The organism is Flavobacterium sp. JP2137 (genome assembly GCF_050562195.1).
In the GTDB taxonomy this organism is placed as follows: Bacteria; Bacteroidota; Bacteroidia; order Flavobacteriales; family Flavobacteriaceae; genus Flavobacterium.
This window is the reverse complement of the sequence record NZ_CP191647.1, coordinates 3284284-3307203: the sequence shown is the minus strand read 5'-3', so window position 1 is coordinate 3307203 and position 22920 is coordinate 3284284. Positions and strand designations below refer to the sequence as shown.

The window sequence follows — 22920 nt, the reverse complement described above, 5'->3', positions numbered from 1 at the left end:
AGGAAAAATTCGACAAAGGGCAAACATAAAACAGTTACCGATGAAAAACGTATATAAAAACAGTTTACTAGCACTATTCACCGCTTTTTTGGTGGTGTCTTGCGAATTGGAAACCAATCCGACGACGGCGGTCGACGCGGCTGAAGTATTTAAAACCACTCAAGACGCCGATAAGGTGTTGATCGGTTCGTGGAGTTATTTGATGGAGACCTTTAATTCCTATGCCAATCCCGGTTATGGAGCCATGTTAAGAGCCAATGATGCCATGGGATCAGATGTGGTGCTCAACACCCGTTACGGATTCAGTACACACTATGCTTTTTCGGCCTTATACGCCAAGGGGGGAACCAACAGTTTGAGTTGGGTATTGGCCTATAAAACCATCAACAACATGAATGCCGTTATTAAAAACATCGACCAAGCACAGGGTTCAGAAACCGAGAAAAATAGAATAAAAGGGCAGGCCTTTGGCTTACGCGGATTTATGTATTTGCATTTGGCGTCGAGTTATGCCTTTGCCATAGACAAGGATCCTCAGGCAATTGCAGTACCCATTTATACCGAACCGTCTGACGAAAATACCATAGGTAGACCGGCGGCAACGGTGAGTCAGGTTTATACACAATCCATAGCCGATTTGGAGCAGGCCTTGGTCTTGATTCCGGAAAACTACCAGCGGAATTCCAAATACAAAATAGACACCCAAGTCGTATTGGGGCTGTTGTCTAGGGCAACGCTATACGCACGCGATTGGCAGAAGGCGAAAACCTATTCCGACCGACTCCTGGCGAAAGACCATTATTTGATGAACGAATCCGAATACAAAGCCGGTTTTAACGACATTCAAAACAGAGAGTGGATTTGGGGACATCCGCAAACCACGGCACAAAGTGATGCCAGTTATCAGTTTCACTTCTTAGACACCACTACGGAAGAGAGTTATTACTACAGCTTTAATGCCGACCCGTATTTTAGAACCTTATTCGACGATTCGGACTACCGTAAAAAAATTATCAATTGGGCAACCGATCCAGGTAAAGACCCGCAAAAGGAGGCTTTTGTATGGATGCGTGTCGCCAAATTTAAATTTAAAACCGGAGCCATAGCTGATATCGTATTGATGCGTACGGCAGAAATGTATTTGATCAATGCCGAGGCCAAAGCCCGACTAAATGAAGGCGATGCCCTGGATGTATTAAACCAATTAAAAACCGCACGTGGTGCAGTGAACGCACAGGGATTAAGCGGACAAGCTTTGCTGGAGGCAATCTGGCTGGAGCGACGTAAAGAATTGTTTGGCGAAGGTTTTAGCCTCACCGACATCGTGAGAAATCAACAGACTGTAGTGCGCAAGGAATACCCACAAAGCCCTAAAATCGACTATAGTTATACCGATGCGGCTGGAAATTCGCAAACCGTGGCCTTAACCCCACAGGGACATAGAGTTTTTGTGTTTCCCGATCAAACGGCTTTTGTTCCCAACAGCAAATATTACTTATACAGAATACCCAACTCTGAAGAATTGGAAAACTCCGATCTATACAGTGAAATGGCAAAAAAATAAAGTTGGTTAGTTAGTACGAAAGGGGCTGCTTTTTTAAGCAGCCTTTTTTGTAAAATAAAAGCTGATTAACTAGATCACCCGGCGGTTCCCACCAATAGTTCATAGCTAATGTTGGCAAGGAATGGAGCGGCATGGTAGCTGTTGTGAATTTACAGGTAACGACTCAGCAATAATCTTTGAAATTTTACGCGGCAATTGGATTTTAATAAATAAAAGTACGCGTAAATAAAAAAAACCATAAGCTGTCCTCGTGGGAAGCATAGGGGTATACCTACTATTAAGTTCGTAAAATTTTTTTACATAATAAAACTTTTTCTTATGTTTCTAATCAAAATACCCTTTTTTATATGCCTTATTACGTCGTTAATTACTTGAAGAAACCGCTTATATCATGTTTGTTTCTAAGGGTTTAGATAAACGCGACAAAAATCAGTATGTTTTTTTAAGACATTTATATTTATGTATCTCAAGCTGTCTCCTGCTGTTGTGACAAACGATTAAAAAGCGACTGAATCAAAAAAGATTTACGATGATTTAAAAGGACATGTATATCGCGCTGTCCAGTCTAGAAGATTCGATTAGGTTCCTTCTTTTACATTCCTAAAAAACATAGTACAAAAAGGATAACGCTAAAAATAATATGTTGGTAGCGGCGGCTCGTAACAAAGCAAGGGTTGTAGTCGATCCGTGTTTTTGAGTAAGCGCTTGATAAAGTGAGGAACTCCATCGAATAGATAGATTTATGAAGCAACGAATAAGTTGAAACTGTAAATGTTTCCGGAATATTTAAATAATTTAGTAGGCTTGAGTAAGAAATAGAGCGTTTGTGATATTTTTATTGAAATTCAGTTACTCTAGAGTAAAGAGAATATTTTGAACTGCTTTTATTCTCATAACATTTGGTATATTTACGATTCTGTTGCGATTCTTCAAATTAAAGTATTATTCATGAAAAACTTAGATCAAGTTATCCAAGAACTCATTGCATTTAGAGATGCTCGCGATTGGAAACAATTTCACAATTCAAAAGATTTGGCTATAGCATTATCTATAGAAGCGTCGGAGCTGCTAGAACTGTTTTTATGGAAAGGTAATGAGGAGGGTAATCTAGAGAGACTGAAAGAAGAATTAGCAGATGTTATGATGTATGCTTTGCTATTAGCAGATAAAAATCAGTTGGATATGGCTGAAATCATTGAGGCTAAAATCAAAAAAAACAACGAAAAATATCCAGTAGAAAAGGCTAAGGGTACTGCTAAAAAGTATAATGAATTATAATGATCAGAGACTTTAGAATATCTCAGGCTCAGTTTGACCAAACAGTCCTGACAGAACTGCAGTTACAAAACCCAGAATATCTTTCTTGGCCGTTGGTATATGTATTGAGTGATGCCAAAACAAAACAAGCATACATAGGTGAAACTACAGATGTGGTTTCGCGTATGAAAAGTCATTTGAATAACTCACACAAGCAAAAGTTGTCAAATGCACATTTTATATTAAGTAGCTATTTTAATAAGTCGGCAGCATTAGACATTGAATCCAATCTGATTAAATATGTAGCCGCCGATGGTTTTTTTCAGACGATTAACGGCAATTTAGGGATTGCTAACCATCAATATTATCAGAAAAAAGAAGTTTATTGGCATTTGTTTCGCAGTATTTGGGAAGAACTGCGGAGTTTGGGAATCGCTCGATATTCATTAGAGCATATTGATAATTCAGATTTGTTTAAATACTCGCCTTATAAGAGTTTATCAATTGAGCAACTACATGGACTAAAAAAAATACTGCAATGCTTATTAGACGATGATGCCAAGGTTAGTTTAATCGAAGGCGGAGCCGGAACAGGTAAGTCTATATTGGCAATTTTTTTGTTCAAGTTACTTAAAACGGATTTAAGCGACTTTAATTATAGTGATTTTGACGAAACCGATGTAGAATTGTTTGAACTGTTGGAGCGCGTAAAAGAGCAATATAAAGATTTAAAAATGGCTTTGGTTATTCCTATGTCATCTTTTCGAAAAACGATTTCTAATGTTTTCAAAAACATAAAAGGTTTAAGTGGCAATATGGTTATTGGACCTGCAGATATGGTTAAAGAAAAATACGATTTGTTAATTATAGATGAATCCCATCGTTTGAGAAGAAGAGTGAATTTAGGGGCTTATTTTGGGAATTTTGATCTAAATTGTAAAGCATTAGGTTTAGATAAGGACACAAGTTCTGAATTGCAATGGGCACTTGTTCAGTCTGATAAAACCATCTTATTTTATGATGAAAAGCAAAGCATTAAACCCTCAGATGTATTGCAGTCCGATTTTATAAAATTAAAAGGAGCATCTTCTACGCGCCGAGAACAATTAACACAACAATTCAGGGTTAAGGGTGGACGTCAATACGTTTCTTTTATCAATCGGCTACTCGATCAACAGTTAAAACATGAGGAAAAGTATATTTGTAGTGAATATGAAGTATTGATTTATGACTCCTTGCAATTAATGTTTAGTGATATTAAGAACAAGGAGTCTCAGTTTGGTCTTTCACGTATGGTGGCTGGTTTTGCATGGGATTGGATTTCGAAGAAAGACAAGACCAAATTTGATATTGTCGAGGGAGATGCACAATTGCAATGGAATAGTACAGCTACCGATTGGGTGAATTCTAAAAATGCGATTAATGAAGTGGGATGCATACACACCATTCAAGGCTATGATTTAAATTATATCGGCGTGATTATTGGATCTGAAATAGGTTTTAATAATGAAACTAATAGAATAGTCATTAAAAAGGAAAACTATAAAGACAAAAACGGTAAAAATTCCATTGTTGATTCAGATGTTTTACATAACTACATAATTAATATATACAAAACCATACTCCTACGAGGAATCCGCGGTACTTATATTTACGTTTGTGATCCCGATTTAAGTGCTTATTTTAAAACATATTTACCGACAAAAGAAGTCAAAACATCTTTTTTTGAAAGTCGAGAGTTAGTGATTCATGATACCGCGATAAATAATCGCTGTATTCCGTTCTACGATTTGCGAGTTTCTGCAGGAAATTTCAGTAACTATCAAACTGTTGAAGAATTGCGATACATAGAGGCAAATGGAGTAAATCAGCCTATTTCTGATTTATTTGCATGCCGTGTAATAGGCGAGTCTATGAATAAAGTAATTCCAAACGACTCTATTGTTATATTCAAAAAATATACAGGTGGAAGTAGAAACGGGCTAATTTGCTTAGTTGAGTCTACTGAAATTCAAGATAACGAACTCGGGGGACATTACACCATAAAAGAGTACGAAAGTAAAAAAACTGTAGGAGAGGATTATTGGCATCATAGCGAAATCATTTTAAAACCTTTGTCAACTATACATTCGTATCAACCGATTCGACTGATAGACGAGCAAACCACAGATTTCAAAGTACTTGGAGTTTTTGTTCGGGTTTTATAAGGTTTTATTCATTTTATCGTAGAAAATCTTTACTCAGACCGCTGTTAAAGTTCATAATCTTTTTACAAAATTTTTATACCAATAATAATTTTAAAATAGTTGTAAGTCCTTGATATTTAACGTTAAGTTGATGTTAGGGCATTCCTTAACACATTAGCTTTAGTCTGTTTTATGCTGTAAAATCTGTTATTTAGGGATTCTTTACATAAGACTGTTTTAACTTATCACTTCTTTACTGATTGATTTTTGGTGTACAAAATAAGGTGTTAGTTTTATTTTGAAAAGCTGTTTTTAGAATAAATAAGAGTTCGACCTTCGTTTTTTTTTAGTTTTGGAGACTTTTCGTTATTACACAAGCTCTGTCAAGCAAATCAACGGCAAGAATTATAGCGACTGAATCAAAAAAGATTTACGATGATTTAAAAGGACATGTATATCGCGCTGTCCAGTCTAGAAGATTCGATAAGGTTCCTTCTTTTCCATTCCTAATAAACAAAGTATAAAAAGGGTAACATTTAAGAATAACGCGAAAAACAATATGTTGGTCGCGGCGGCTCGTAACAAAGCAAGGGTTGTAGTCGATCCGTGTTTTTGAGTAAGCGCTTGATAAAGTGAGGAACTCCGTCGAAAACGCGAATCCAAGAATCCACAAATCGCCAAAAACCCTTATCTTTGCAGTAAATTCCCCATACTTATGAGAGCATTGGTTATTGCGGACAAACAGGAAATCACGCGATGGGGCGTTCGACAATTGGCCGATTTGTTGGGCGGTTTTCAGACAGTTGAAGAGGTGACCAGCAAAAAGAAATTGCAAGCGTATTTGAACAAGCATCCGCAATCGGTTGTTGTTTTGGATTACAATTTGTTCGATTTTGTTAGTTTTGACGAGTTATTGCGGTATACAGCCGAGTTTGAGCAAACCGATTGGATATTGTTTTCGGATGATTTTTCCGATTTGTTGCTAAAGCAGCTATTGGTAGAAAAGGCGCTTTTTAGCGCAACACTCAAAACGGACAGTTTGTTTCAGATTCGGACAGCCTTGGAGTTAAGCCTTAAGAAACAGCGGTATACCTCTGAAATAATTGCGGATAAAATTAGTAATTACGCGCGCTTTTCGGGTAAAGCGGATCGGGTATTAACCAATTCCGAGCGCGAGATATTAAAGGAAATCGCCTCGGGTAAAATGACCAAGGTCATCGCTTTAGAAAAAAACCTAAGCATACATACCATTACCACCCATCGCAAAAACATCTTTAAAAAACTCGAAATAAACAACGTTCACGACGCGATTCGCTATGCGATTCGAGCGGGAATTATAGAGCGGGACGACTACACGATTTAAGCCTTGCCCGCCTTTAAAAGAGATCCTCTACAGACAAATAGCGCTCACCAGTATCGTAGTTGATGGTTAAAACCTTACTGCCTAGGGGAAGTGTGGCTATTATTTTATCTACTGCGGCCAAAGATGCTCCGGTCGAAATACCGACAAACAAGCCCTCATGAGTAGCTGCTTTTAACGTAAACCGATAGGCCTCTTCCTTGCTGATCTTTTCGATACCATCGAGTAAATCGATATGGAGATTTTTAGGTATAAAGCCAGCACCGATACCTTGAAGGGGGTGTGCACCGGCATTTCCACCGCTGAGTACAGCCGACAAACTCGGTTCTACAGCGATAATTTTTATGTGGGGAAAACGGCTTTTGAGCACCTCGCCGATTCCGGTTAAATGTCCTCCTGTACCAACACCACTGATAAAATAATCAAACCCCTCTGGAAAATCTGCCAGAATTTCTTGAGCAGTCGTTTGACGGTGAATTTCCGGATTAGCGGCATTTTCGAATTGTTGTGGTATCCAAGAACCCTCGAGTTCCTCTGCCAATTCACTGGCTAGGGCAATAGCGCCTTTCATGCCCAAATCTCGAGGTGTAAGTCGAATATCTGCGCCAAAGGCCTTCATTTGTTTCTGCCGTTCTACAGACATGGATTCGGGCATAACCACAATCATGCGGTAGCCCTTTAATGCGGCAACCAAGGCCAAGCCTATACCCGTATTGCCCGAGGTAGGCTCTATAATGGTACCTCCCGGTTGTAAGTCACCCGATTTTTCTGCAGCTGTTATCATACCCAAGGCGATTCGGTCCTTCAAACTCCCTCCGGGATTGGTCTTTTCCAATTTAATCCACACTTCGTGATGAGGAAATAACTTACTCAATCGAATATGAGGGGTGTTGCCGATGGTTTCTAAAACGTTGTTGTACTTCATACTGCTGTTTATAAGGGCGTCTTGCTCCACAAAGATAGCGCATTAGCACAGATAATAAAAGCTTATTTACGGCGATATTTGACCGGGCAAAACCGCAATTAGAATATTTTTATGCAGCTAGAAACAGGGGGAGAAAGCGGGTTTTAAAGCGGTCTTAATTAGAAGTGCCGTCGGTTAAAAAGGAACCGGTATAGCTGCTAAAAAACGATTTCTTATAGATTTCTCCAATGGGAATTTCCACCTCTTGGATGTATAAGCTGTGTTTGTCAAAGGAGTCGATATGCGCCATATTGATTACAAAAGACTTGCTCACGCGAATAAAGTGGTGCGACCTAATCTTTTGAGAAATCGATTTTAAATTCATGGCCGTAATGAGCTTTTGGTGCAGCGTATGCACGATGCAATAATCTTTAAGCCCTTCGATATAGAAAATGTCGTCGTGGCGAATCTTGTAAAATTTGCGTTCGGATTTGATCAATATAAAGCGCTCTTCCACCTTGTCCACAAGGGGGGCGTCTGGGGTGTTTTGTAGTTTTTTAAAGTTTAGGGCTTTCTCTATGGCTTGCCCCAGTCGGTCTTTTTGTATGGGTTTTAGCAAATAGTCCAAGGCTTGCAAATCGTAACTCTTAACGGCGTATTGGGAGTAGGCAGTAGTAAAGACAATCGAGGTATTCTTGTCGATTTTCTCGGCAAACTCCAAGCCGGATAAGCCCGGCATTTCGATATCTAAAAAAATCAAGTCGATGCGGTTGTTGATCAGAAAATCGATAGCCGAATGTGCGTGGGCAAATTTGGCGACTACCTCAAGAGAAGAGATTTCTTCGATCAGCAGCTTAAGGCCCTCTCTCGCAATGGGCTCGTCATCAATGATAATGCACTTCATAAGGGTAAAATTAAGGCTACGCTAAAGGTTGCAGACCGGTTGTCAAAGATAAGCTCATAATCGTTCTCGTACAATAATTCCAGGCGCCTTTGGATGTTGATCAAGCCCAGGCCGTTGCTTTTGGAGCCGCTTTGGAATCGGATGTCGTTGCTTTTGGAATTGACGCAGTTAAAGTGCAGGCGGTCTCCGACTACCGAAAAGCTAATGTGTATGGAAGTGGGCCCTTCATCGAGTATCACACTGTGTTTGATCGCGTTTTCCACAAAGGTGGTAAACAAATTGGGCGGTATAAGCACGGTCGACTTTCGATCGTCTGGAATGGCGGTATCGATGTCAAAGGAAAAGTTATCGCGCCGTATTTTTTCGAGGTTTAAGAAGTTGGATAAAAACTCCAATTCCGCCTGTAGAGAAACGTGATTTTGGTTGTTTTCATACAGTTGGTAGCGCAGGAATTCCGACAATTTATGGATGGTGAAAGACGCCTTTTCAGGATTTTGTTTCACTAAAAAAGAAACGTTATTGAGCATGTTAAACAGAAAATGGGGATTGATTTGATTTTTCAATTCTTTGAGTTCCATGCTCAAGGTGAGGTTCTTTAAATCGTCAATGCGGTTGCTGTCTTTAATCCAGCGTTGAAAGAGTTTTAAAGTGGTAGAAGCCATGATAAAGGGCGAGAAGAACACCGTGGCCGAAATGATTTCTCTAAAGGGCTGATTCCAATGTATACGGTCGACAAGTCGATGCGGTTCAAAGTAGATTTCCGAGATGAATTTGATGCCAACGACCCCGGAACCCACCATGATAAACACCAGTGATAGATAGAGCAAATAATACCCCTTAAAGAAAAAGCGCGGAACCAGTACGTACATATTGATATAAAACATGCTGACGAAGAGCACAAAGGCAAGGGCCAAGCTGTAATATTCGTAATTCCCCGAATACTCTTGCCAATCGCGGGCATTTAAGATAAATATCATGAGAATAATCAATATGGCGATATGCCGAAAAAAGCGAAAGCGATTCTCGGTCAGCAAATTGATAAACGGGTTGCATTTGATGTTGTACTCCATGGATAAAAAAACCTTTTTTGTCGAACAGTTGGTAAAACTACGTTTTTATTAATAGACCAAGGGCTGTTTTTAGCTGCTTTTGAAGGGATTTTTAAGCGGTACGACCCAAGAAATAGGCCTTTGGTATAATAAGTACGGCCTTTGGTAGAATAGTTTTGTACCCTATTTAATTTATCGAGTCATTTGCTGTATAAAATGAAAAAACGTGATACTAGAGTTTCATAAATACAATCAAACAACGGCGTTTTCCAAGCTGACAACACGGCAAAAAAACGACAAGCTCATACAGCTAATCGATATTAATGAGTTTATAAAAAAGTACCATTCGGAGAAAATTGAGGTCGTAGATTGCATGAGTTCTTCCGTCAATATAATTCAGATAAAAGAGCAGCTGTCCGGCCTGGTGTTTTACGAATTGGATTCGTTTTTAAACGAGACTTTTCACGAGAATCTCGCCACGGAATTGCTGTACCAGACCAAAGTGGATAAAGCGCTGAGCGAGCTGTGGCTGATTTTTGTCAAAGACGATTACCACAACCGCGCGGTTTCGATTGAACCCCAACAACTCACGGCATACACCGATTTGTTTGAACGGGTTTTTCTGTTTGACTTTGTGCAATCGTCCATAGAAAAAATCATTTAAAAGCGCAAGAAGCATGCAAAGAGCATTGATATGCATAGGCGTCATTTTGTGGGTTGTAAGTGCTCAGGCACAGCAATACGACAGTTTAACGCAAAAGATGAAGCGGGCTTTGGCAGATAAATTCCCTTCGACGCGGATTTTAAATGTGGAATACAAGCAATTAGCTCCGTATAAGACAACTTTAGAAACCAAGGACGGACAGCAAGTGCAGGACTATAAAATCAAGTCCTTCGAACAACTGCGTTTTGATGCGAATATTCCGCTGGTTAAGCGGCCGCAATGGGTGTGGTCTGCCTCGGTACACTACCAGTATACGTCGTTTGACGGGCAACTGGAAAATCAGCAACCCGGGCGGTTGAATTCGTTTTCGGGTGATTTTCATTACCACAGCAGCGGATTAAATCTCACTCATTTTAGGCGCCTGTTCAACAAGCCGGCCATTTTTAATGCCAGTGTACACGTAGACGGCAGCGAACAGCATTTTGAACGGGTAAGGGGCTTATTGACCGGAGTAGTGGTTTTAAAACACACGGCCGAGACCACCATATCGCTAGGGGTACTCGCCATTTTAGAACCCAGTGTTGAGTTGCCTATCTTACCCGTTTTTTCTTATGAAAGGCGCTTTGAAAACCAATGGACCTTAGACATCACATTGCCCCAAAAGGTCATGCTGAGAAAACAGCTGTTTGACCACAGCAGAATTTCGATGGGAAGTCAGTTGAACAAAACCTCGTTTTACAGCTACGACCAGCCCAGTGGAACCCATGAGTTTAGACAGTTGGAAATCAACTCGGGAATCACTTACGAACGCACTTTTGGTCATGCGCTAATAGCCACGATCAAAACCGGCATGCAAAACACGTTTAACGCTCGGATTTTTGAAAAGGAGAAGTCCTTTAAAAACTATGCGGTAGAAAACAGTCCAAAGCCCAGTTTTTATTTGAGCGCCGGTATTTCATATAACCCTTTTGCCAAAAAGTAATCAATAATTTCAACCCAACAATACGTATACAATTATGGTTCGGATTTTTAAAACCGACGTGTCAAGCGCGGTACAAGAGTATGCAATTATTCAAATATTAAAAAATACTTTCCCCCACAGTACCATCAACTTTGATTTGGAAGATTGCGACAACATATTGCGGGTAGAGGCCATTGGTGTGCAGTCGGCAGACATTGTCCGCCAAGTGCACACTTTGGGCTATCAGTGTAGCGAAATCGACTAAGGACGACGCAACTATCCGTGGAGGTGTTGTCCGCCTAGTGAAATTGACGGAACCCCTAGCGCGGAATTAAACCTTGGTATAATGCCAAAAGCTAATTTTTCGACGGGTTTTAAAACCCAATTTCTCATAGAGCTTTATCGCACCTATATTGCTGTCTGCTACGTGTAGGTAGGGAATCCGGTCTTGGGCAAATACCGCATGGGTAACGTGGCTAACCAATTGCTTGGCATATCCCTTACCCGTGTGTGCTGGATGTGTAATAACCGCACTGATTTCCGTAAAGCGATTCATCTTCATGCGCTCGCCGGTAACGGCGACCAATAGGCCGTTTTTAAAAATGCCGTAATAACTGCCCAGTTGAGGTGTATCTGCCTTAAAATACCCAGGCTGAACCAGATTGACCAGCTGTAAAAGCGCTTGCTGATGTGTCGCTTGTAATTCCACGATATCCTCGGTGCGTGGAAGGCTGGTCGGTTGCCGCAAAATCATTTGCTCACAGCTCAATTCGCTTTTTAAAACCAGATCTTTTCCGGAATGGGGTTTCTCGCCAACCACAAAAAAATCGGCGCATAACTTGGCGTAATCATCTAGCGCTTGCTCGGTTTTATCTTGCTCCTCATAGCCGCCAAACGGACAATAATTCGGGTGATAGCCAAGGAAACCGTCGAGTCCAATAGCAAATTCACTGTGGGTTTCCATGCACGAAAACCAAACGGGATTGTCCAATTTTTTTTCTTCTTCGTTCATTTATAAAGGGGTTTTAATACGGTGTTGCTTTAAGGGGAAGCTCATAGTGAGATTGTCGTAATAGCGATCGTGGTGTTTAAAGAAGTTTTTGATGATGCCACTTTCCTCAAACCCCATCTTTTTATACAAGGCCATCGCCGTATCATTTTCGGGATACACCTGCAGCCACAACAATTCCAAAATCGGCTGCTGCTTTGCCCAGGCAATGCCTTCTCTCATCAATAGCGTACCCAGTCCGGTGTTTCGCCATTCGGACAATATACCCATACCGATCACCGCCGTATGCGCCATCATCTGTCTTTGATGACCGTTGATGTCGATATTGCCTATAATAGCGCCGTCAAACTCCGCAACGATCAAAAGGGAATTGTCCTTGGTGATAAAAGAAGCGATCCACTGCTGTCCCTCTTCTAAGGTCATCGTAAATTCTTCAGGTGTTTGCGGTATATAAGTACTGTCCGCGAGGTAGTTTTTTATCGTCTGAATCAGGGCAGGGGTATCGGATATACGCGCACTGCGCAGTATGACTTCCTTTCCGTTTTTGAGCAACAATGCTCGGGGTGTAAATTTCATAGTTGGTCTTTTAGGGCAATCTCGCCGTAGCTGCGGCCGCCTTCACCCTTATATAATCCAATTGATGTGATAAAGAGTTTGGCCGGACCGACGCCAGTACAAGAGGTTGCTTTCCAAAAATAAAAAAACTTTGCGACCTTCACCTACCTTTGTCAGAATTTATTTTCAAAGTGCAGACCATCGCCCTTGTGTGCCCTGGCGATAGCGGGTGGAGGGAGAAAAGTCTGTAATATAGTTGCGATTGATCGCAATGAGGGCGAATGTTGGGCAAGAGCAGCGGCAGGGAAACAGTGGGATAATACGGGTGAATTCCGAATGAATGGCAAGTATCACATTGATTATCAGTCAATACCCTTTAATATACTATTGCTTTAATCACATATAGCGATTTATATCAGTGGAATTTCAGTACATTATTTGGTTTTTATTGAGTATACTTTCTACAATTTGAGGTTTTGTTAGATGCCACAAAATTCAATTTTTACAATTTATTTGTTAAATTTATTGCCATTTTTCATTAAAATGCAGTAAAAATTATACTAATGATTTTTATTGGCATAAATATTGAACTAAGCTAAGTAGTAATCTAAAAAAAAAACATTATGAAAAATTCAATGAAAGCCATTTTTAAAGTATTGGGTGTACTCGTTTTAACGGTATTTGTTTTATCAGCCTGTAGTAAAGACGATGATCCTGCCGACAACGATTTGTTTGTAGGTACGTATAAAGGACAGGTGAGCTTTACAGAAGGCGGAGAGAACATAAACAAATCCGACGGTACGGTTCGGGTGGTTAAAGTCGGAAACAATTACAACTTTGTCTTTTCAGACAATATTCCCGATCTTACCGGAGTAGAATTTGAAAAGAAAGGGGATAATAGCGTAATCAACATCGGATCATCCGACACCCACTTTATTTCCATCGACGAAAGTAAATTGGTCATTGCGTATGCCAAAGACGGTAAGGTGTGGACGGCCAACGCCAATCGCTAAGCAATAAACCAGGAGTAAACTGTTTGCGGGCTCCAAGCGAAAGCTGTCGGTGCCCGAGTAAAAAGAATTTTTAATAGGTTTACTGAAAAGGGTTGCTTCATCTTTGAAGCAGCCCTTTGTTTTTAGTATAAGTATGTAAAAAAAACCGACCCTTTCTCAATCGCTGTATAATCAAAAAAAAGCGCTAATTTCTTAGCGCATCTGTGCGAAGTAATACGGGGTATTACTCTGCTTTAGGCTGCTCTTCTTGAGTGGGTACCGCGGTTTTTGAATTTGGATTTTCGTCCTTGGTGGCATTTTTAAATTCCTTGATACCGGTTCCTAGACCTTTCATCAATTCCGGAATCTTTTTACCGCCAAACAACAACAATACAAATGCAACAACTAAAATAAGCTCAGAAGGCGCTATGGCCCCAAGAAATATTAAGGAGGTATACATGGTATAAATGATTGATTGTACAAAGGAACAAATGTATGTTTTTGACTTATTTAATCCGGTTTTCTTAAGATTAATTTAACTATGCTGTGATAGTCTTGATTTAAGGGTAAAAGTATTGCGAAATTACAATTATTGTAAAAAAACGGTAGGTTTGTTGTTTTTTATCGCTTTTTGATAACGATACTGAGGGGTTTTTACGCAAAGTAAAACAATAGCGCCGTTTTTTTTTGGTGAGTTTGCTCACCGGTAGGCCTTTATGCTAAAACTTTTTTTTCTGCCAAGGTCGAAAAGCGCTGTCGTGCTGTTACCTCAGTCGCGCTATTGGACCTCAGTTCCCGTGGAGAGAAGCGGCGAATTACAGCCAAAAAAAATCCCGTAAAATATTTACGGGATCGGATATCGTTGCAGTTGCTTTGCCTAATTAGACACCAATTGCTTTAATTTTGCCCATTGTTTTAAGGCGTTTCTAGCCTCAACAGCCGGATAGCCCAACATGGTTTTGCCCGCTTCCACGTTGCCGGTAACTCCAGATCCTGCACCGATGATAGCCCCGTCACCTATGGTAACGTGGTCTTTGATAGAAGCACTTCCACCGATCATCACTTGATTGCCCAAGGTCACCGAGCCCGCCAAACCGCTATTGCCCGCCATGATACAAAAACGACCCAATACACTGTTGTGTCCAATTTGTACTAAATTATCTATTTTACAGCCGTCTCCGATAATCGTAGCGCTGAATTTCCCGCGATCTACGCACGAATTTGCACCGATTTCTACGTGGTTTCCGATGATGACATTTCCAATTTGTGGTATTTTGACTAAACCGCGCTCGGCACAGGGACGAAATCCAAATCCATCTGCTCCAATGCTTGCATTGGGATGGATAATGCAGTCGTTTCCGATATGGCAACGCTCTCTAATCGTGGTTCCAGACCACAATATGGTGCGGTCTCCTATGGTGCATTCGTCCAAGATAGTCACGTTGGGATAGATGGTTACATCCTTGCCCAAAACCACTTTAGGACCGATATAGCTACCGGCTCCAATACGCGTTCCCGCACCCACTACCGCCGAAGGATCAACCACGGCTAGGGGGTGAATCTCCGTGTGAAATTGAGGACTGCTCGGACTGAATAAGTCCAAGACTTGAGACATGGCCAAGTCCGCGTTTTTGACCATGATAAAGGCACGGTTCTCACCCGGTGGAATCGAGATATCTTCATTGACAACAGCAACACAGGCTTTGGACGTGAGCCACAAACGCTCGTATTTTTTGCTTCCGATGAATGAAATTTCATTATCACAGGCGCGTTCCAATTGCTCTGGAGCTTGTATCATTTGCAGGGTACTGCCAACGATAGTGCCTTTTAGAACATGATTGATTTCTTCAATGGAATATGTTTTCATTTATGGTGTAATTGATTGATTTTTCAGTTGCCAAATAAACAAATTAAACATTAGACCTCCTAATTTTGTTTAACGATAAAATGTTATTATTGGGTTAATGATTAACTTCTTTCCGCTTTTTTTGCGACTTTAATCATAACGAATTAAGAAGATATAAATTGTTTTAGTAATTTTTTAAAGCGGAACTATTGTCGTGAAAACCGTTTTTATTAGGGCTTCAAGTCAATGAAAACGCCAGTTTTTTCAATATGTTAAAGTTTAAAAAATAGACGATTTAGCTCGCACTCTGTCAAGGTTATTTAGAATGACCGCGCAATTAGAAGGGGCTACTCACCATTTAAATAAGTGTTTTGCGCATCAAAAAAGGAAAATTTAAAGGGTTAGCGGCAAACCCATGCGAATCGACCTAGCAATTTCTCCGCTTAAAAAAAGGCTAAAAGCAACGAATCGCCTTTAGCCTAAAATGTTGAATGAATGAATAAAAATTTTTTAAATAATCAGTTTTAAACCTTTTAAAAACGAAGTTCTTTTGGTTAAAACGGTGAGCTCTTGTCAAACCTAGGTGCTTTTCGACTTTTACGCCTAAAAATTCCCTATGTGCTAGAAACCAAATTCTTAGGGGTTTTTGTTCGAATTAATCGCTCAAACCCAGCAGGGACAAGGTTTATTAAAATATTGCTCTTTTCGCAATTCGCTTGAATCCAAGCGATGCTTTCGCATTAATGAATGATTTCTAGGCAAAGATAATGAATTTTACTTTAATAGATGTTAAAATTAGATGTAATTACTGTTTTGTTGTGGTCTAAATGGGGGTTTTTGGAGATTAATTTAATCCATACGCCGTGTTGATTTAGGTTGATGTTGGCTTTTTTAGTTGTTATTTCTAATTTTTATGTATTAATAGTTAAAAATACTAGATTTTTCATTTTTTTAGGTTTTATCGTCCAAAATCACGTGCAAGGATCAGGGCTAAGGCGCTCTACGGTTGTCCATTACGGCAGGGGGCGTGAGGCAATACCCAAAAAACCGATGACTTCATTGAGGGAAGCACGGTTGAACTGCGCAATCGGTTACTCGTCTGTTGGGAAAGCGATTAACAGCAGATAGGGGGACTAAAACCGGAACGCCTGCTTACAATTTTGTAGAAAAAGCAGTAGATTTACCCTTTTAGTAAAACCGCGATCATGAAAGAAGTACAGCTTGGAGAGCAGACCTATCAGTATATAGCCCATTACAAGAAGGACGACCGCTTGCGAAACCGTTTTAACGCGTTAACACAGCGGGTATGGGGATTTGACTTTGAAAAGTGGTACGCCTCTGGATATTGGGATCGAGATTGCACCCTGCATTCCCTGATGGACGGGGAGTTAATGGTTGCGCATGCTACGGTAACGGCCTTTCGCGTTCACTTTGAAGGAAAAGAGCAGATTTGGTTGCAGTTGGGCACCGTAATGACCGATACATCCTATTTAAATCGCGGTTTGAGCCGCTATCTCATGGAGCGCATACAGTTGGAATGGGCCGATAAATGCGATGGCATGTTTTTGTTTGCCAACGATAGCGTATTGGATTTCTATCCCAAATTTGACTTTGAACCCGTCGCGGAATACCGATTTAGTACCGCAGTCGCTTATGAAGCCATCGATGGGGAAGTGCTGCAACTGAACATGGCGGTTCAAAGCGATAGGGACTTTTTGCTGCAGGCAGCCACGGCCAGTATTCCCCATGCTGCCTTAACGGTAAAGAATCCCGCTTTGATACTTTTTTATGCCTGCTGCTGCGATTTTTTTAATTGCTCGCAATTGATTTATTATGTTCCGGCGCTCCAGACCGTGGCTGTAGTGGACTACCAAGAAGATCGTATGCTGTTGTACGATGTTTACTGCGCCCAAGAGGTCGATATCAAGGGGTTGATAAAAATCCTAGCACGCCCACAAACGCGTAGGACGATTTTGAGTTTCACCCCTTTGGATCGCAGTGGATTTACGGTAGAACCGCTTCAAGAAGACGATACGACCTTGTTTGTATCGAAGGGATTAAAACCCATTTTTGAAGAAAGTAAAGTGATGATACCGCTGTTGTCACATACTTAATTTACCTTTGACGCTAAATTACTTTTTGAAATGAAATTATTAAAAGACCGCATTCTCAAGGACGGTCATAGCTTTGAGGGAGGTATACTAAAGGTGGATAGTTTTATCAACCACCAAATGGATCCCATTTTAATGAAATCTATAGGCGTTGAGTTTGTACGTCGATTCGGTCATTTGCCGATCAATAAAATCATCACCATCGAGGCCAGTGGTATTGCCCCGGCTATCATGTTGGGATATTTGTTGGAACTGCCCGTGGTTTTTGTCAAAAAAGCCGTGCCCAAAACCATGGATAATATGGTGACTTCAACGGTGTATTCCTACACCAAAGACAAGACGTATGACATCTGTGTTAGCCGTGATTTTCTAGGTCCCGATGATCGGGTGGTTTTTATAGACGATTTCTTGGCCAATGGAAATGCCTCTATAGGCGTCTATGAATTGGTTCAAAAAGCCGGTGCTTCCCTCTTGGGAATGGGATTCATCATTGAAAAATCCTTTCAAGAAGGCCATGCGCGTCTGCGCGAATTAAACATCCCCATAGCGTCGCTGGCGCGAATCAAAGAATTGGGCGATAATAAAATCGTGTTTGAATCATAGAAATAGAGGCAAGGAGCCTCTCCCGCTCCTTGCATACCCATAAATATCTAGCAATCGGCTTGGGGACTCTTTTTGGCGAGGGCTAAAACGCCCTTGGTGACTAGGGCTATCGCAGCGGCGATTTCCCGCTCGTTTAAAGAGGCAAAACCAAAGCGAAAGGCGTTGAGACTTTGGTTGATATCGTTGATTTGCAAGCGGTGTTTCGCCGTCCAACGACCCAATTCGACAACGGAAATTTCGGACTTAAAGCACAACCATATAGCCATTCCACCCGAAGGCGATTGGTAAGTGAGGTAGGAGGATAAATGTTCGTCGAGCAATTGCTCCAAAAAATCCTTGCGCAATTGATAGGTTTTTTTGGCCTTTTTAATGTGGCGCTTGAGCTCCCCATCTCGAATTAAGGCAGCCAATGCATCTTGCATATAGCCGTCTCCGCCTATGTCAATGGTTTTTCTAAACGCAACGGCCTGTTCGATAAAGTTTTTTGGCGCAACCATAAAGCCGATGCGCAGCTGCGGATCGAGAATTTTCGAAAATGAACCGATGTAGATAACGTTGCCGCAGTGTTGTGCGCTGGCCAGCGGTAAATACGGAGAAGAGGTATAATGATAGTCGTAGTCGTAATCGTCTTCGATAATCAGAAAGGCGTACTGCAGGGATAAACGCAATAACTTCATCCGACGCTCTACACTTAAAGTCACCGTTGTCGGATAGTGATGATGGGGAATCACATAAACCGCGGCAATTGTTCGTAACCGACAAATTTTCTCGATTTGATCGGTGTCTATTCCAAATTGATCCACGCCAACTTCGACGAGTTCTGCCCCTTGTTGTTGAAAAACCGCATTAGCCATCGGATAGTTTGGCGTTCCCACTATGATCGCTGTTCCTGGACGGATCAACAGTGCACTGGCGATATAAATGCTCATCTGTGCACCGTGAGTAACCAACAAATGATCCTTACTGATATTGATTCCGCGACTTTCCGCAAGGTATCCTTCGAGCACCGACCGCAGTGCATCGCTGCCTTGCGACATGTTTTGCTCGGCGTTTCTACTGGCATACCGCCGCTGTATAGACGAGCGGTAGGTCTTGAGTAACAGGTCTATGGGGGAAATGCGAATGTCGGGTCGACCGTCGTCGACGATGAGTTCCGGCAGTCCCGGCAGTGCTGCGCTTGGCGTAGGTGTAAAGCTTTTAAAAACAGTTGGCATTGCGTTTTCATAGGGCAGTAATGCCCTTGGTTGGCTCCACTCTTGCGGTTGTAACAAGGGAATATGAGCGGCAACCACCGTTTTTTTACGCGGCTGTGTCTCAATCCAGTCTTGAGTGCTGAGTTCGTCATAGGCGGCGATGATCGTCTTGCGATGTACCTGTAACAGCGCTGCCATATTGCGACTACTCGGCAAGGCCGTTCCGGGCTGCAACACGCCATTTCTAATCGCTTCACTGAGCATTTGGGCAATTTGCAAATACAGGGGTTTTGCAGCGTTTTTGTCGATGGGCAGCAGGCGGTCGAATGGAAACATACTGGACTACTTGTTAAGTTAAAACTGGACGATAAATATAGTCCATTCATCAATTATTTTTGTGTGAAATCTAAAACTAAAACAAATGATGCCTTATCAAATTAAAAAAGCGAGTCTAGAAGACTTGAATCAAACTGCCGAATTGTACAACTTATACCGAATTTTCTACCGTCAGGAGTCGGATTTGGAAGGTGGAAAAGCCTTCTTAAAAGCGCGTTTTGTCAACGGTGAATCCGATGTTTTTTTGGTGTTGGTCGATGGTAAAGCCGTTGGATTTGTACAACTGTACAAATTGTTTCACTACGGCAAATTGCAAAAACAATGGTTGCTCAGCGATTTGTTTGTACATCCAGATTACAGAGGGCGCGGTTTGTCGGTGGCTTTGATCGATCGCAGCAAACAATGGTGTGTGGAAACCGATGCCTGTGGTTTGCTTTTGGAAACGGAGAAAACCAACGATATCGGCAATTCCCTATATCCCCGTTGTGGATTTGAGTACGATGCGACGCACAATTACTACAACTTTTGGTTGAAATAAGTTGAAGCGCAAAAGGCCGCCCGATTCCAATGGAGTCGGGCTTTTTTAAGATTGACAGCAGCAAGAGAAGGGATTTCTGCTCAAAGTGGCGTGGAATTAGGAAAAGAAGAGCTCCTTGGTCAGTATGTAGCAGGCCATGGCCAGCACAAAGTAACCGAAGCCGGTTTTGAGGCGTTCACCGGCTATTTTTGTCGCGGCATATATACCGATAAATACCCCAATAACGGCTATGCCGCTAAAGCGCAATAGAAATCCCCATTCGATGGCCTCCTGATGGAGCGTGCCGGTAAAGCCGGCCAACGATTGGATGGCAACGATAAAGAGTGAGGTACCCACGGCCTCCTTCATCGGCAGTTTGGCCAAAAACAACAAGGCGGGAATTATCAGAAATCCCCCACCAGCGCCAACGGCACCGGCGAGCAAACCGATTAACACACCGCTGAGCATCAATTTAATCGGTGCTGTTTCTTGTTGTACGGAAGTATTTACTGTGGAGGGTTTTATCATCTTTACGGCGGCTACCAACATAACCACTGCAAAGAGCAGCATTAAAAGCAGCGATTTGCCAATGGAAACGCCGCTGCTCAAAACCAGAGTGTCCGGTAAGCTTGGAAGTAAATAGGCGCGAACCATATAGGCGGTAACCAACGACGGAATTCCAAATAGCGCGACGATGCGAAAGTGAACCCCTTTGTGCAAGGCGCTGCGGATTGCGCCAACCAAGGCGGTAGTCCCCACGATAAAGAGCGAGTATCCCGTTGCGATAAGCGCGTCAAAACCGAGTACGTATACCAAGATGGGCACGGTGAGTATAGAACCGCCGCTGCCTACCAATCCAAGGGAAAACCCCACTAATAACGCCAAAAAGTACCCCAATATATCGTAAAAATCCATAATCTAAGCCTGTTTAAATAGCTAAATTACGGCTAATTCTATCGGGATGCAGTAACAAAGGTTACGCAGCCCAGGGAGTAGACGATCGACAACGAAAAAGCGCTTCCTCTTTTCAGGGGAAGCGCCGTTTTTTATGGTCCCATTCGATCAGCGAAGAGACGACACGTAATTCATCAATTTTTTCTTGCCTTTTTCAAAATCAAAGCTGTCGTATACCTGATAGAAATTGACGGGATCGCTGCAGCGCGGATACAGTGCTTTTCCCGCTTCTACCTTTTGTTCGTCAAAGCTAAACGCCTTTAGAAGGGTTTTAATCTGTTGCGAACTAAACATACTCACAGCAGCTTGTTGTTTGATAAAGGCGAGCTTATCCTTGTCGAAATGCGCACTTTTTTTCATGTTTTGCAGAAAGTTTTCGAATGAGGCCGGATCCATGATGGCCGGGGTGTGGGAATTTCCCGTTTGCCACTGCCCGTTGTCATAAGGTGTATTCCAAATGTCGTCCCACTGATTAAAACCGTATTGCTGACCCCTTACCGGATAGGAGTCGAGTAGGTAGAGACCGTAGTTGGTAAAATAGTCCAAAACAAGACGACTGTCGTTGCGGACTTGAATCTGACTGCGGTAGACCAAAAAGCCGTCTTCGTAAATCGATAGCGGCATTTTACCGGAACTCAAGTCGAAAAATCGAAATTTACCCGATGCGTTTGAAATGGTCTGATTGCCGATTTCCACCGTAAAGAAACCGCCCTCGGGAATTCTTAAAAACACCTCCGAATACCCTTGATTCTGATGCCAATTGTAACGCGGGCTAGTGACCCGTTCCCGACTCGAGCTCGTAGACGTACTGTTGCGGCCGGAACCGTTTTCACCGTCTCTGCGATTGCCGGAATACTCTATGGTGTTGTTGCGTCCGTTCGAAGGGGGGCGCTGGATTTGCACTTCCCGACTGTTGGCCTCATTCTTTAGTAATTCACCCTTTTTTCCCGCTTCTTGAGCAAGAAGCATCGCGCTGCTAAAAATAAATGCTAAGGTTAGTGTTTTCTTCATGTATGATGTTGTTGTGTTTCAAAAGGCCTATTTCAGTAATCGTGCCAAAAATAGGAATTTCGATTAAAAACACAAGAGATTGCGGCAGAAACGCGAGCCTATATTTTAGTGGTTTTTCCCGTATTCCCGTCGGGTATAGATTGACTGCCGAGAATCCCATGGGGTAAGGCCAAAAATCAACAGCTTTGAGTAAGGCTACTTCTTAGCTCACTTTTGATAAAATACGCAAACCAGTGAAGCATTTTTATGATAAAAAAAGCGTTTGTGTTTTTACAAAAAGAATGGAAAAATTACTTTTTTGTCTAAATAATTTAATACTATCTACTAAAGTGTTATAATAAATCAACTGCTAACGCTTGATAAATAAAGGATTTTTATGTTTTAATAATTCGTTAACAAAATCGCGCTATTTTATTATTAATAAAATGTTAATATTGTAAGTCAGGTTAATTATGAAACAATTTATAAGGTTTTTTTCTGCATCTATATTATTAAAAATCATTAAATTCTTGTAATATGAGGTATTTTGTTGTTAATAAGACGAAAGATTTGATTTTTTTAAAAGGTCGATTTTTAACATTGTTGTTGTTTTTGTTCTTCTCCCTGTATAGTACGGGACAGCAGTTAAACAATGGCGCTTGGCTGACCTGGGACAGAGAAGCGGGCTGTAAAACCTATGAATTCGAGCCAGAACCTAAATCTGACGGATATTTAGAAGAATTGGAAAAGGGTCCCTGTTTGGCTGTTTGCGAAAACAGCGACATAAATTTTTTTTTAATGGGAATAATATCGTCCAAATAATCTGGGAAGTTTCTGGAGGAGAGGTGCTGGAGGAACAAACCAACAGTTTACGCGTTAGATGGGGCCAAAGAGGTTTTTCCGCCATTTCTTTTCGTGTAACTTATAGAAACGGGTCAATTAGCAGAGGTACCTTATGCGTAGAA

At 41.5% G+C, this 22920-nt stretch carries 22 protein-coding genes; 12 read left to right on the top strand and 10 right to left on the bottom strand.

Going from position 1 to position 22920, the window contains the following annotated elements; all coding sequences use genetic code 11:
• Positions 1-40: 40 nt before the first annotated feature.
• The 4 genes from ACQZ43_RS14610 to ACQZ43_RS14595 all read left to right on the top strand — a co-directional run bounded on the left by ACQZ43_RS14610 (position 41) and on the right by ACQZ43_RS14595 (position 6370).
• On the top strand, positions 41-1564 hold the full coding sequence (locus ACQZ43_RS14610) for a RagB/SusD family nutrient uptake outer membrane protein (RefSeq protein ID WP_430613424.1): 1524 nt from the start codon (positions 41-43) through the stop codon (positions 1562-1564).
• Between the two features lie 948 nt (positions 1565-2512).
• On the top strand, positions 2513-2842 hold the full coding sequence (locus ACQZ43_RS14605; RefSeq protein ID WP_430613423.1) for a nucleotide pyrophosphohydrolase: 330 nt from the start codon (positions 2513-2515) through the stop codon (positions 2840-2842).
• The gene (locus ACQZ43_RS14600) at positions 2842-5028 is read left to right on the top strand and encodes a DNA/RNA helicase domain-containing protein (protein WP_430613422.1); all 2187 of its coding nucleotides are present in this window, start codon (positions 2842-2844) and stop codon (positions 5026-5028) included. The genes ACQZ43_RS14605 and ACQZ43_RS14600 overlap by 1 nt, the downstream gene beginning before the upstream one ends.
• 694 nt (positions 5029-5722) lie before the next feature.
• Positions 5723-6370, top strand: a complete 648-nt coding sequence (locus ACQZ43_RS14595) for a DNA-binding response regulator (RefSeq protein ID WP_430613421.1) — start codon at positions 5723-5725, stop codon at positions 6368-6370.
• Positions 6371-6383: 13 nt separating this feature from the next.
• Here ACQZ43_RS14595 and cysK read toward each other — a convergent pair whose 3' ends face one another.
• From cysK to ACQZ43_RS14580, 3 genes are all read right to left on the bottom strand, one after another.
• Positions 6384-7292: a cysteine synthase A gene (cysK, locus tag ACQZ43_RS14590; protein ID WP_430613420.1), complete on the bottom strand. Its 909-nt coding sequence runs from the start codon at positions 7290-7292 to the stop codon at positions 6384-6386.
• Positions 7293-7446: 154 nt separating this feature from the next.
• Positions 7447-8175: a LytR/AlgR family response regulator transcription factor gene (locus tag ACQZ43_RS14585; RefSeq protein WP_430613419.1), complete on the bottom strand. Its 729-nt coding sequence runs from the start codon at positions 8173-8175 to the stop codon at positions 7447-7449.
• On the bottom strand, positions 8172-9245 hold the full coding sequence (locus ACQZ43_RS14580; protein ID WP_430613417.1) for a sensor histidine kinase: 1074 nt from the start codon (positions 9243-9245) through the stop codon (positions 8172-8174). Before ACQZ43_RS14580 ends, ACQZ43_RS14585 begins: the two co-directional genes overlap by 4 nt.
• Before the next feature lie 205 nt (positions 9246-9450).
• Between ACQZ43_RS14580 and ACQZ43_RS14575 the strand changes: the two genes are divergently transcribed.
• Genes ACQZ43_RS14575 through ACQZ43_RS14565 form a run of 3 tightly spaced genes read left to right on the top strand, consistent with a single transcriptional unit; the run spans position 9451 to position 11114 of the window.
• Entirely contained in the window at positions 9451-9888 is a 438-nt protein-coding gene (locus ACQZ43_RS14575; RefSeq protein ID WP_430613416.1) for a hypothetical protein, read from the top strand.
• A gap of 13 nt (positions 9889-9901) precedes the next feature.
• Complete coding sequence (locus tag ACQZ43_RS14570; protein ID WP_430613415.1) at positions 9902-10870, top strand: DUF6268 family outer membrane beta-barrel protein; 969 nt, start codon at positions 9902-9904, stop codon at positions 10868-10870.
• A gap of 34 nt (positions 10871-10904) precedes the next feature.
• Positions 10905-11114, top strand: coding sequence for a hypothetical protein (locus ACQZ43_RS14565; RefSeq protein ID WP_430613414.1), 210 nt, complete (start codon positions 10905-10907; stop codon positions 11112-11114).
• A gap of 66 nt (positions 11115-11180) precedes the next feature.
• Here ACQZ43_RS14565 and ACQZ43_RS14560 read toward each other — a convergent pair whose 3' ends face one another.
• Positions 11181-11861, bottom strand: a complete 681-nt coding sequence (locus ACQZ43_RS14560) for a GNAT family N-acetyltransferase (RefSeq protein ID WP_430613413.1) — start codon at positions 11859-11861, stop codon at positions 11181-11183.
• On the bottom strand, positions 11862-12434 hold the full coding sequence (locus ACQZ43_RS14555; protein WP_430613412.1) for an N-acetyltransferase family protein: 573 nt from the start codon (positions 12432-12434) through the stop codon (positions 11862-11864).
• Between the two features lie 602 nt (positions 12435-13036).
• Here ACQZ43_RS14555 and ACQZ43_RS14550 point away from each other — a divergent pair.
• Entirely contained in the window at positions 13037-13426 is a 390-nt protein-coding gene (locus ACQZ43_RS14550) for a hypothetical protein (protein ID WP_430613411.1), read from the top strand.
• A gap of 223 nt (positions 13427-13649) precedes the next feature.
• Here the strand turns inward: ACQZ43_RS14550 and ACQZ43_RS14545 are convergent, their stop codons facing one another.
• Positions 13650-13865, bottom strand: coding sequence for a Sec-independent protein translocase subunit TatA/TatB (locus ACQZ43_RS14545; RefSeq protein WP_430613410.1), 216 nt, complete (start codon positions 13863-13865; stop codon positions 13650-13652).
• Between the two features lie 417 nt (positions 13866-14282).
• On the bottom strand, positions 14283-15272 hold the full coding sequence (gene lpxD / locus ACQZ43_RS14540) for a UDP-3-O-(3-hydroxymyristoyl)glucosamine N-acyltransferase (RefSeq protein ID WP_430613409.1): 990 nt from the start codon (positions 15270-15272) through the stop codon (positions 14283-14285).
• A 1184-nt stretch (positions 15273-16456) separates the two neighbouring features.
• Between lpxD and ACQZ43_RS14535 the strand changes: the two genes are divergently transcribed.
• Entirely contained in the window at positions 16457-17365 is a 909-nt protein-coding gene (locus tag ACQZ43_RS14535) for a GNAT family N-acetyltransferase (protein WP_430613408.1), read from the top strand.
• A 30-nt stretch (positions 17366-17395) separates the two neighbouring features.
• Positions 17396-17965, top strand: a complete 570-nt coding sequence (gene xpt, locus ACQZ43_RS14530) for a xanthine phosphoribosyltransferase (RefSeq protein ID WP_430613407.1) — start codon at positions 17396-17398, stop codon at positions 17963-17965.
• Between the two features lie 47 nt (positions 17966-18012).
• Here the strand turns inward: xpt and ACQZ43_RS14525 are convergent, their stop codons facing one another.
• Positions 18013-19494 (bottom strand): PLP-dependent aminotransferase family protein, encoded by a 1482-nt coding sequence (locus ACQZ43_RS14525; RefSeq protein WP_430613406.1) that lies wholly within the window; start codon positions 19492-19494, stop codon positions 18013-18015.
• 88 nt (positions 19495-19582) lie between these two features.
• Here ACQZ43_RS14525 and ACQZ43_RS14520 point away from each other — a divergent pair, with 88 nt between their 5' ends.
• Positions 19583-20032 (top strand): GNAT family N-acetyltransferase, encoded by a 450-nt coding sequence (locus tag ACQZ43_RS14520; protein ID WP_430615695.1) that lies wholly within the window; start codon positions 19583-19585, stop codon positions 20030-20032.
• 96 nt (positions 20033-20128) lie between these two features.
• Here ACQZ43_RS14520 and ACQZ43_RS14515 read toward each other — a convergent pair whose 3' ends face one another.
• Together ACQZ43_RS14515 and ACQZ43_RS14510 are read right to left on the bottom strand one after the other, a co-directional pair.
• Positions 20129-20926 carry a sulfite exporter TauE/SafE family protein gene (locus tag ACQZ43_RS14515; protein WP_430613405.1) on the bottom strand — a complete coding sequence of 266 codons (798 nt, stop codon included), beginning with the start codon at positions 20924-20926 and terminating at the stop codon, positions 20129-20131.
• A 147-nt stretch (positions 20927-21073) separates the two neighbouring features.
• Positions 21074-21976 (bottom strand): DUF4476 domain-containing protein, encoded by a 903-nt coding sequence (locus tag ACQZ43_RS14510; RefSeq protein WP_430613404.1) that lies wholly within the window; start codon positions 21974-21976, stop codon positions 21074-21076.
• A gap of 516 nt (positions 21977-22492) precedes the next feature.
• On the opposite strand from ACQZ43_RS14510, the gene ACQZ43_RS14505 reads away from it, so the two are divergent.
• Positions 22493-22777, top strand: coding sequence for a hypothetical protein (locus tag ACQZ43_RS14505; RefSeq protein ID WP_430613403.1), 285 nt, complete (start codon positions 22493-22495; stop codon positions 22775-22777).
• The last annotated feature ends 143 nt before the right edge of the window (positions 22778-22920 follow it).

What these genes read in the sequence shown, in the direction of transcription:
- ACQZ43_RS14520 (WP_430615695.1), top strand. Translation starts at nt 19,583, where the DNA reads ATGCCTTATCAAATTAAAAAAGCGAGTCTAGAAGACTTGAATCAAACT.
- cysK (WP_430613420.1), bottom strand. Translation starts at nt 7,292, where the DNA reads ATGAAGTACAACAACGTTTTAGAAACCATCGGCAACACCCCTCATATT.
- lpxD (WP_430613409.1), bottom strand. Translation starts at nt 15,272, where the DNA reads ATGAAAACATATTCCATTGAAGAAATCAATCATGTTCTAAAAGGCACT.
- ACQZ43_RS14595 (WP_430613421.1), top strand. Translation starts at nt 5,723, where the DNA reads ATGAGAGCATTGGTTATTGCGGACAAACAGGAAATCACGCGATGGGGC.
- ACQZ43_RS14610 (WP_430613424.1), top strand. Translation starts at nt 41, where the DNA reads ATGAAAAACGTATATAAAAACAGTTTACTAGCACTATTCACCGCTTTT.
- ACQZ43_RS14555 (WP_430613412.1), bottom strand. Translation starts at nt 12,434, where the DNA reads ATGAAATTTACACCCCGAGCATTGTTGCTCAAAAACGGAAAGGAAGTC.
- ACQZ43_RS14605 (WP_430613423.1), top strand. Translation starts at nt 2,513, where the DNA reads ATGAAAAACTTAGATCAAGTTATCCAAGAACTCATTGCATTTAGAGAT.
- ACQZ43_RS14565 (WP_430613414.1), top strand. Translation starts at nt 10,905, where the DNA reads ATGGTTCGGATTTTTAAAACCGACGTGTCAAGCGCGGTACAAGAGTAT.
- ACQZ43_RS14510 (WP_430613404.1), bottom strand. Translation starts at nt 21,976, where the DNA reads ATGAAGAAAACACTAACCTTAGCATTTATTTTTAGCAGCGCGATGCTT.
- ACQZ43_RS14515 (WP_430613405.1), bottom strand. Translation starts at nt 20,926, where the DNA reads ATGGATTTTTACGATATATTGGGGTACTTTTTGGCGTTATTAGTGGGG.
- ACQZ43_RS14585 (WP_430613419.1), bottom strand. Translation starts at nt 8,175, where the DNA reads ATGAAGTGCATTATCATTGATGACGAGCCCATTGCGAGAGAGGGCCTT.
- ACQZ43_RS14550 (WP_430613411.1), top strand. Translation starts at nt 13,037, where the DNA reads ATGAAAAATTCAATGAAAGCCATTTTTAAAGTATTGGGTGTACTCGTT.
- ACQZ43_RS14525 (WP_430613406.1), bottom strand. Translation starts at nt 19,494, where the DNA reads ATGTTTCCATTCGACCGCCTGCTGCCCATCGACAAAAACGCTGCAAAA.
- ACQZ43_RS14535 (WP_430613408.1), top strand. Translation starts at nt 16,457, where the DNA reads ATGAAAGAAGTACAGCTTGGAGAGCAGACCTATCAGTATATAGCCCAT.
- ACQZ43_RS14600 (WP_430613422.1), top strand. Translation starts at nt 2,842, where the DNA reads ATGATCAGAGACTTTAGAATATCTCAGGCTCAGTTTGACCAAACAGTC.
- ACQZ43_RS14580 (WP_430613417.1), bottom strand. Translation starts at nt 9,245, where the DNA reads ATGGAGTACAACATCAAATGCAACCCGTTTATCAATTTGCTGACCGAG.
- ACQZ43_RS14505 (WP_430613403.1), top strand. Translation starts at nt 22,493, where the DNA reads ATGAGGTATTTTGTTGTTAATAAGACGAAAGATTTGATTTTTTTAAAA.
- ACQZ43_RS14545 (WP_430613410.1), bottom strand. Translation starts at nt 13,865, where the DNA reads ATGTATACCTCCTTAATATTTCTTGGGGCCATAGCGCCTTCTGAGCTT.
- ACQZ43_RS14570 (WP_430613415.1), top strand. Translation starts at nt 9,902, where the DNA reads ATGCAAAGAGCATTGATATGCATAGGCGTCATTTTGTGGGTTGTAAGT.
- xpt (WP_430613407.1), top strand. Translation starts at nt 17,396, where the DNA reads ATGAAATTATTAAAAGACCGCATTCTCAAGGACGGTCATAGCTTTGAG.
- ACQZ43_RS14560 (WP_430613413.1), bottom strand. Translation starts at nt 11,861, where the DNA reads ATGAACGAAGAAGAAAAAAAATTGGACAATCCCGTTTGGTTTTCGTGC.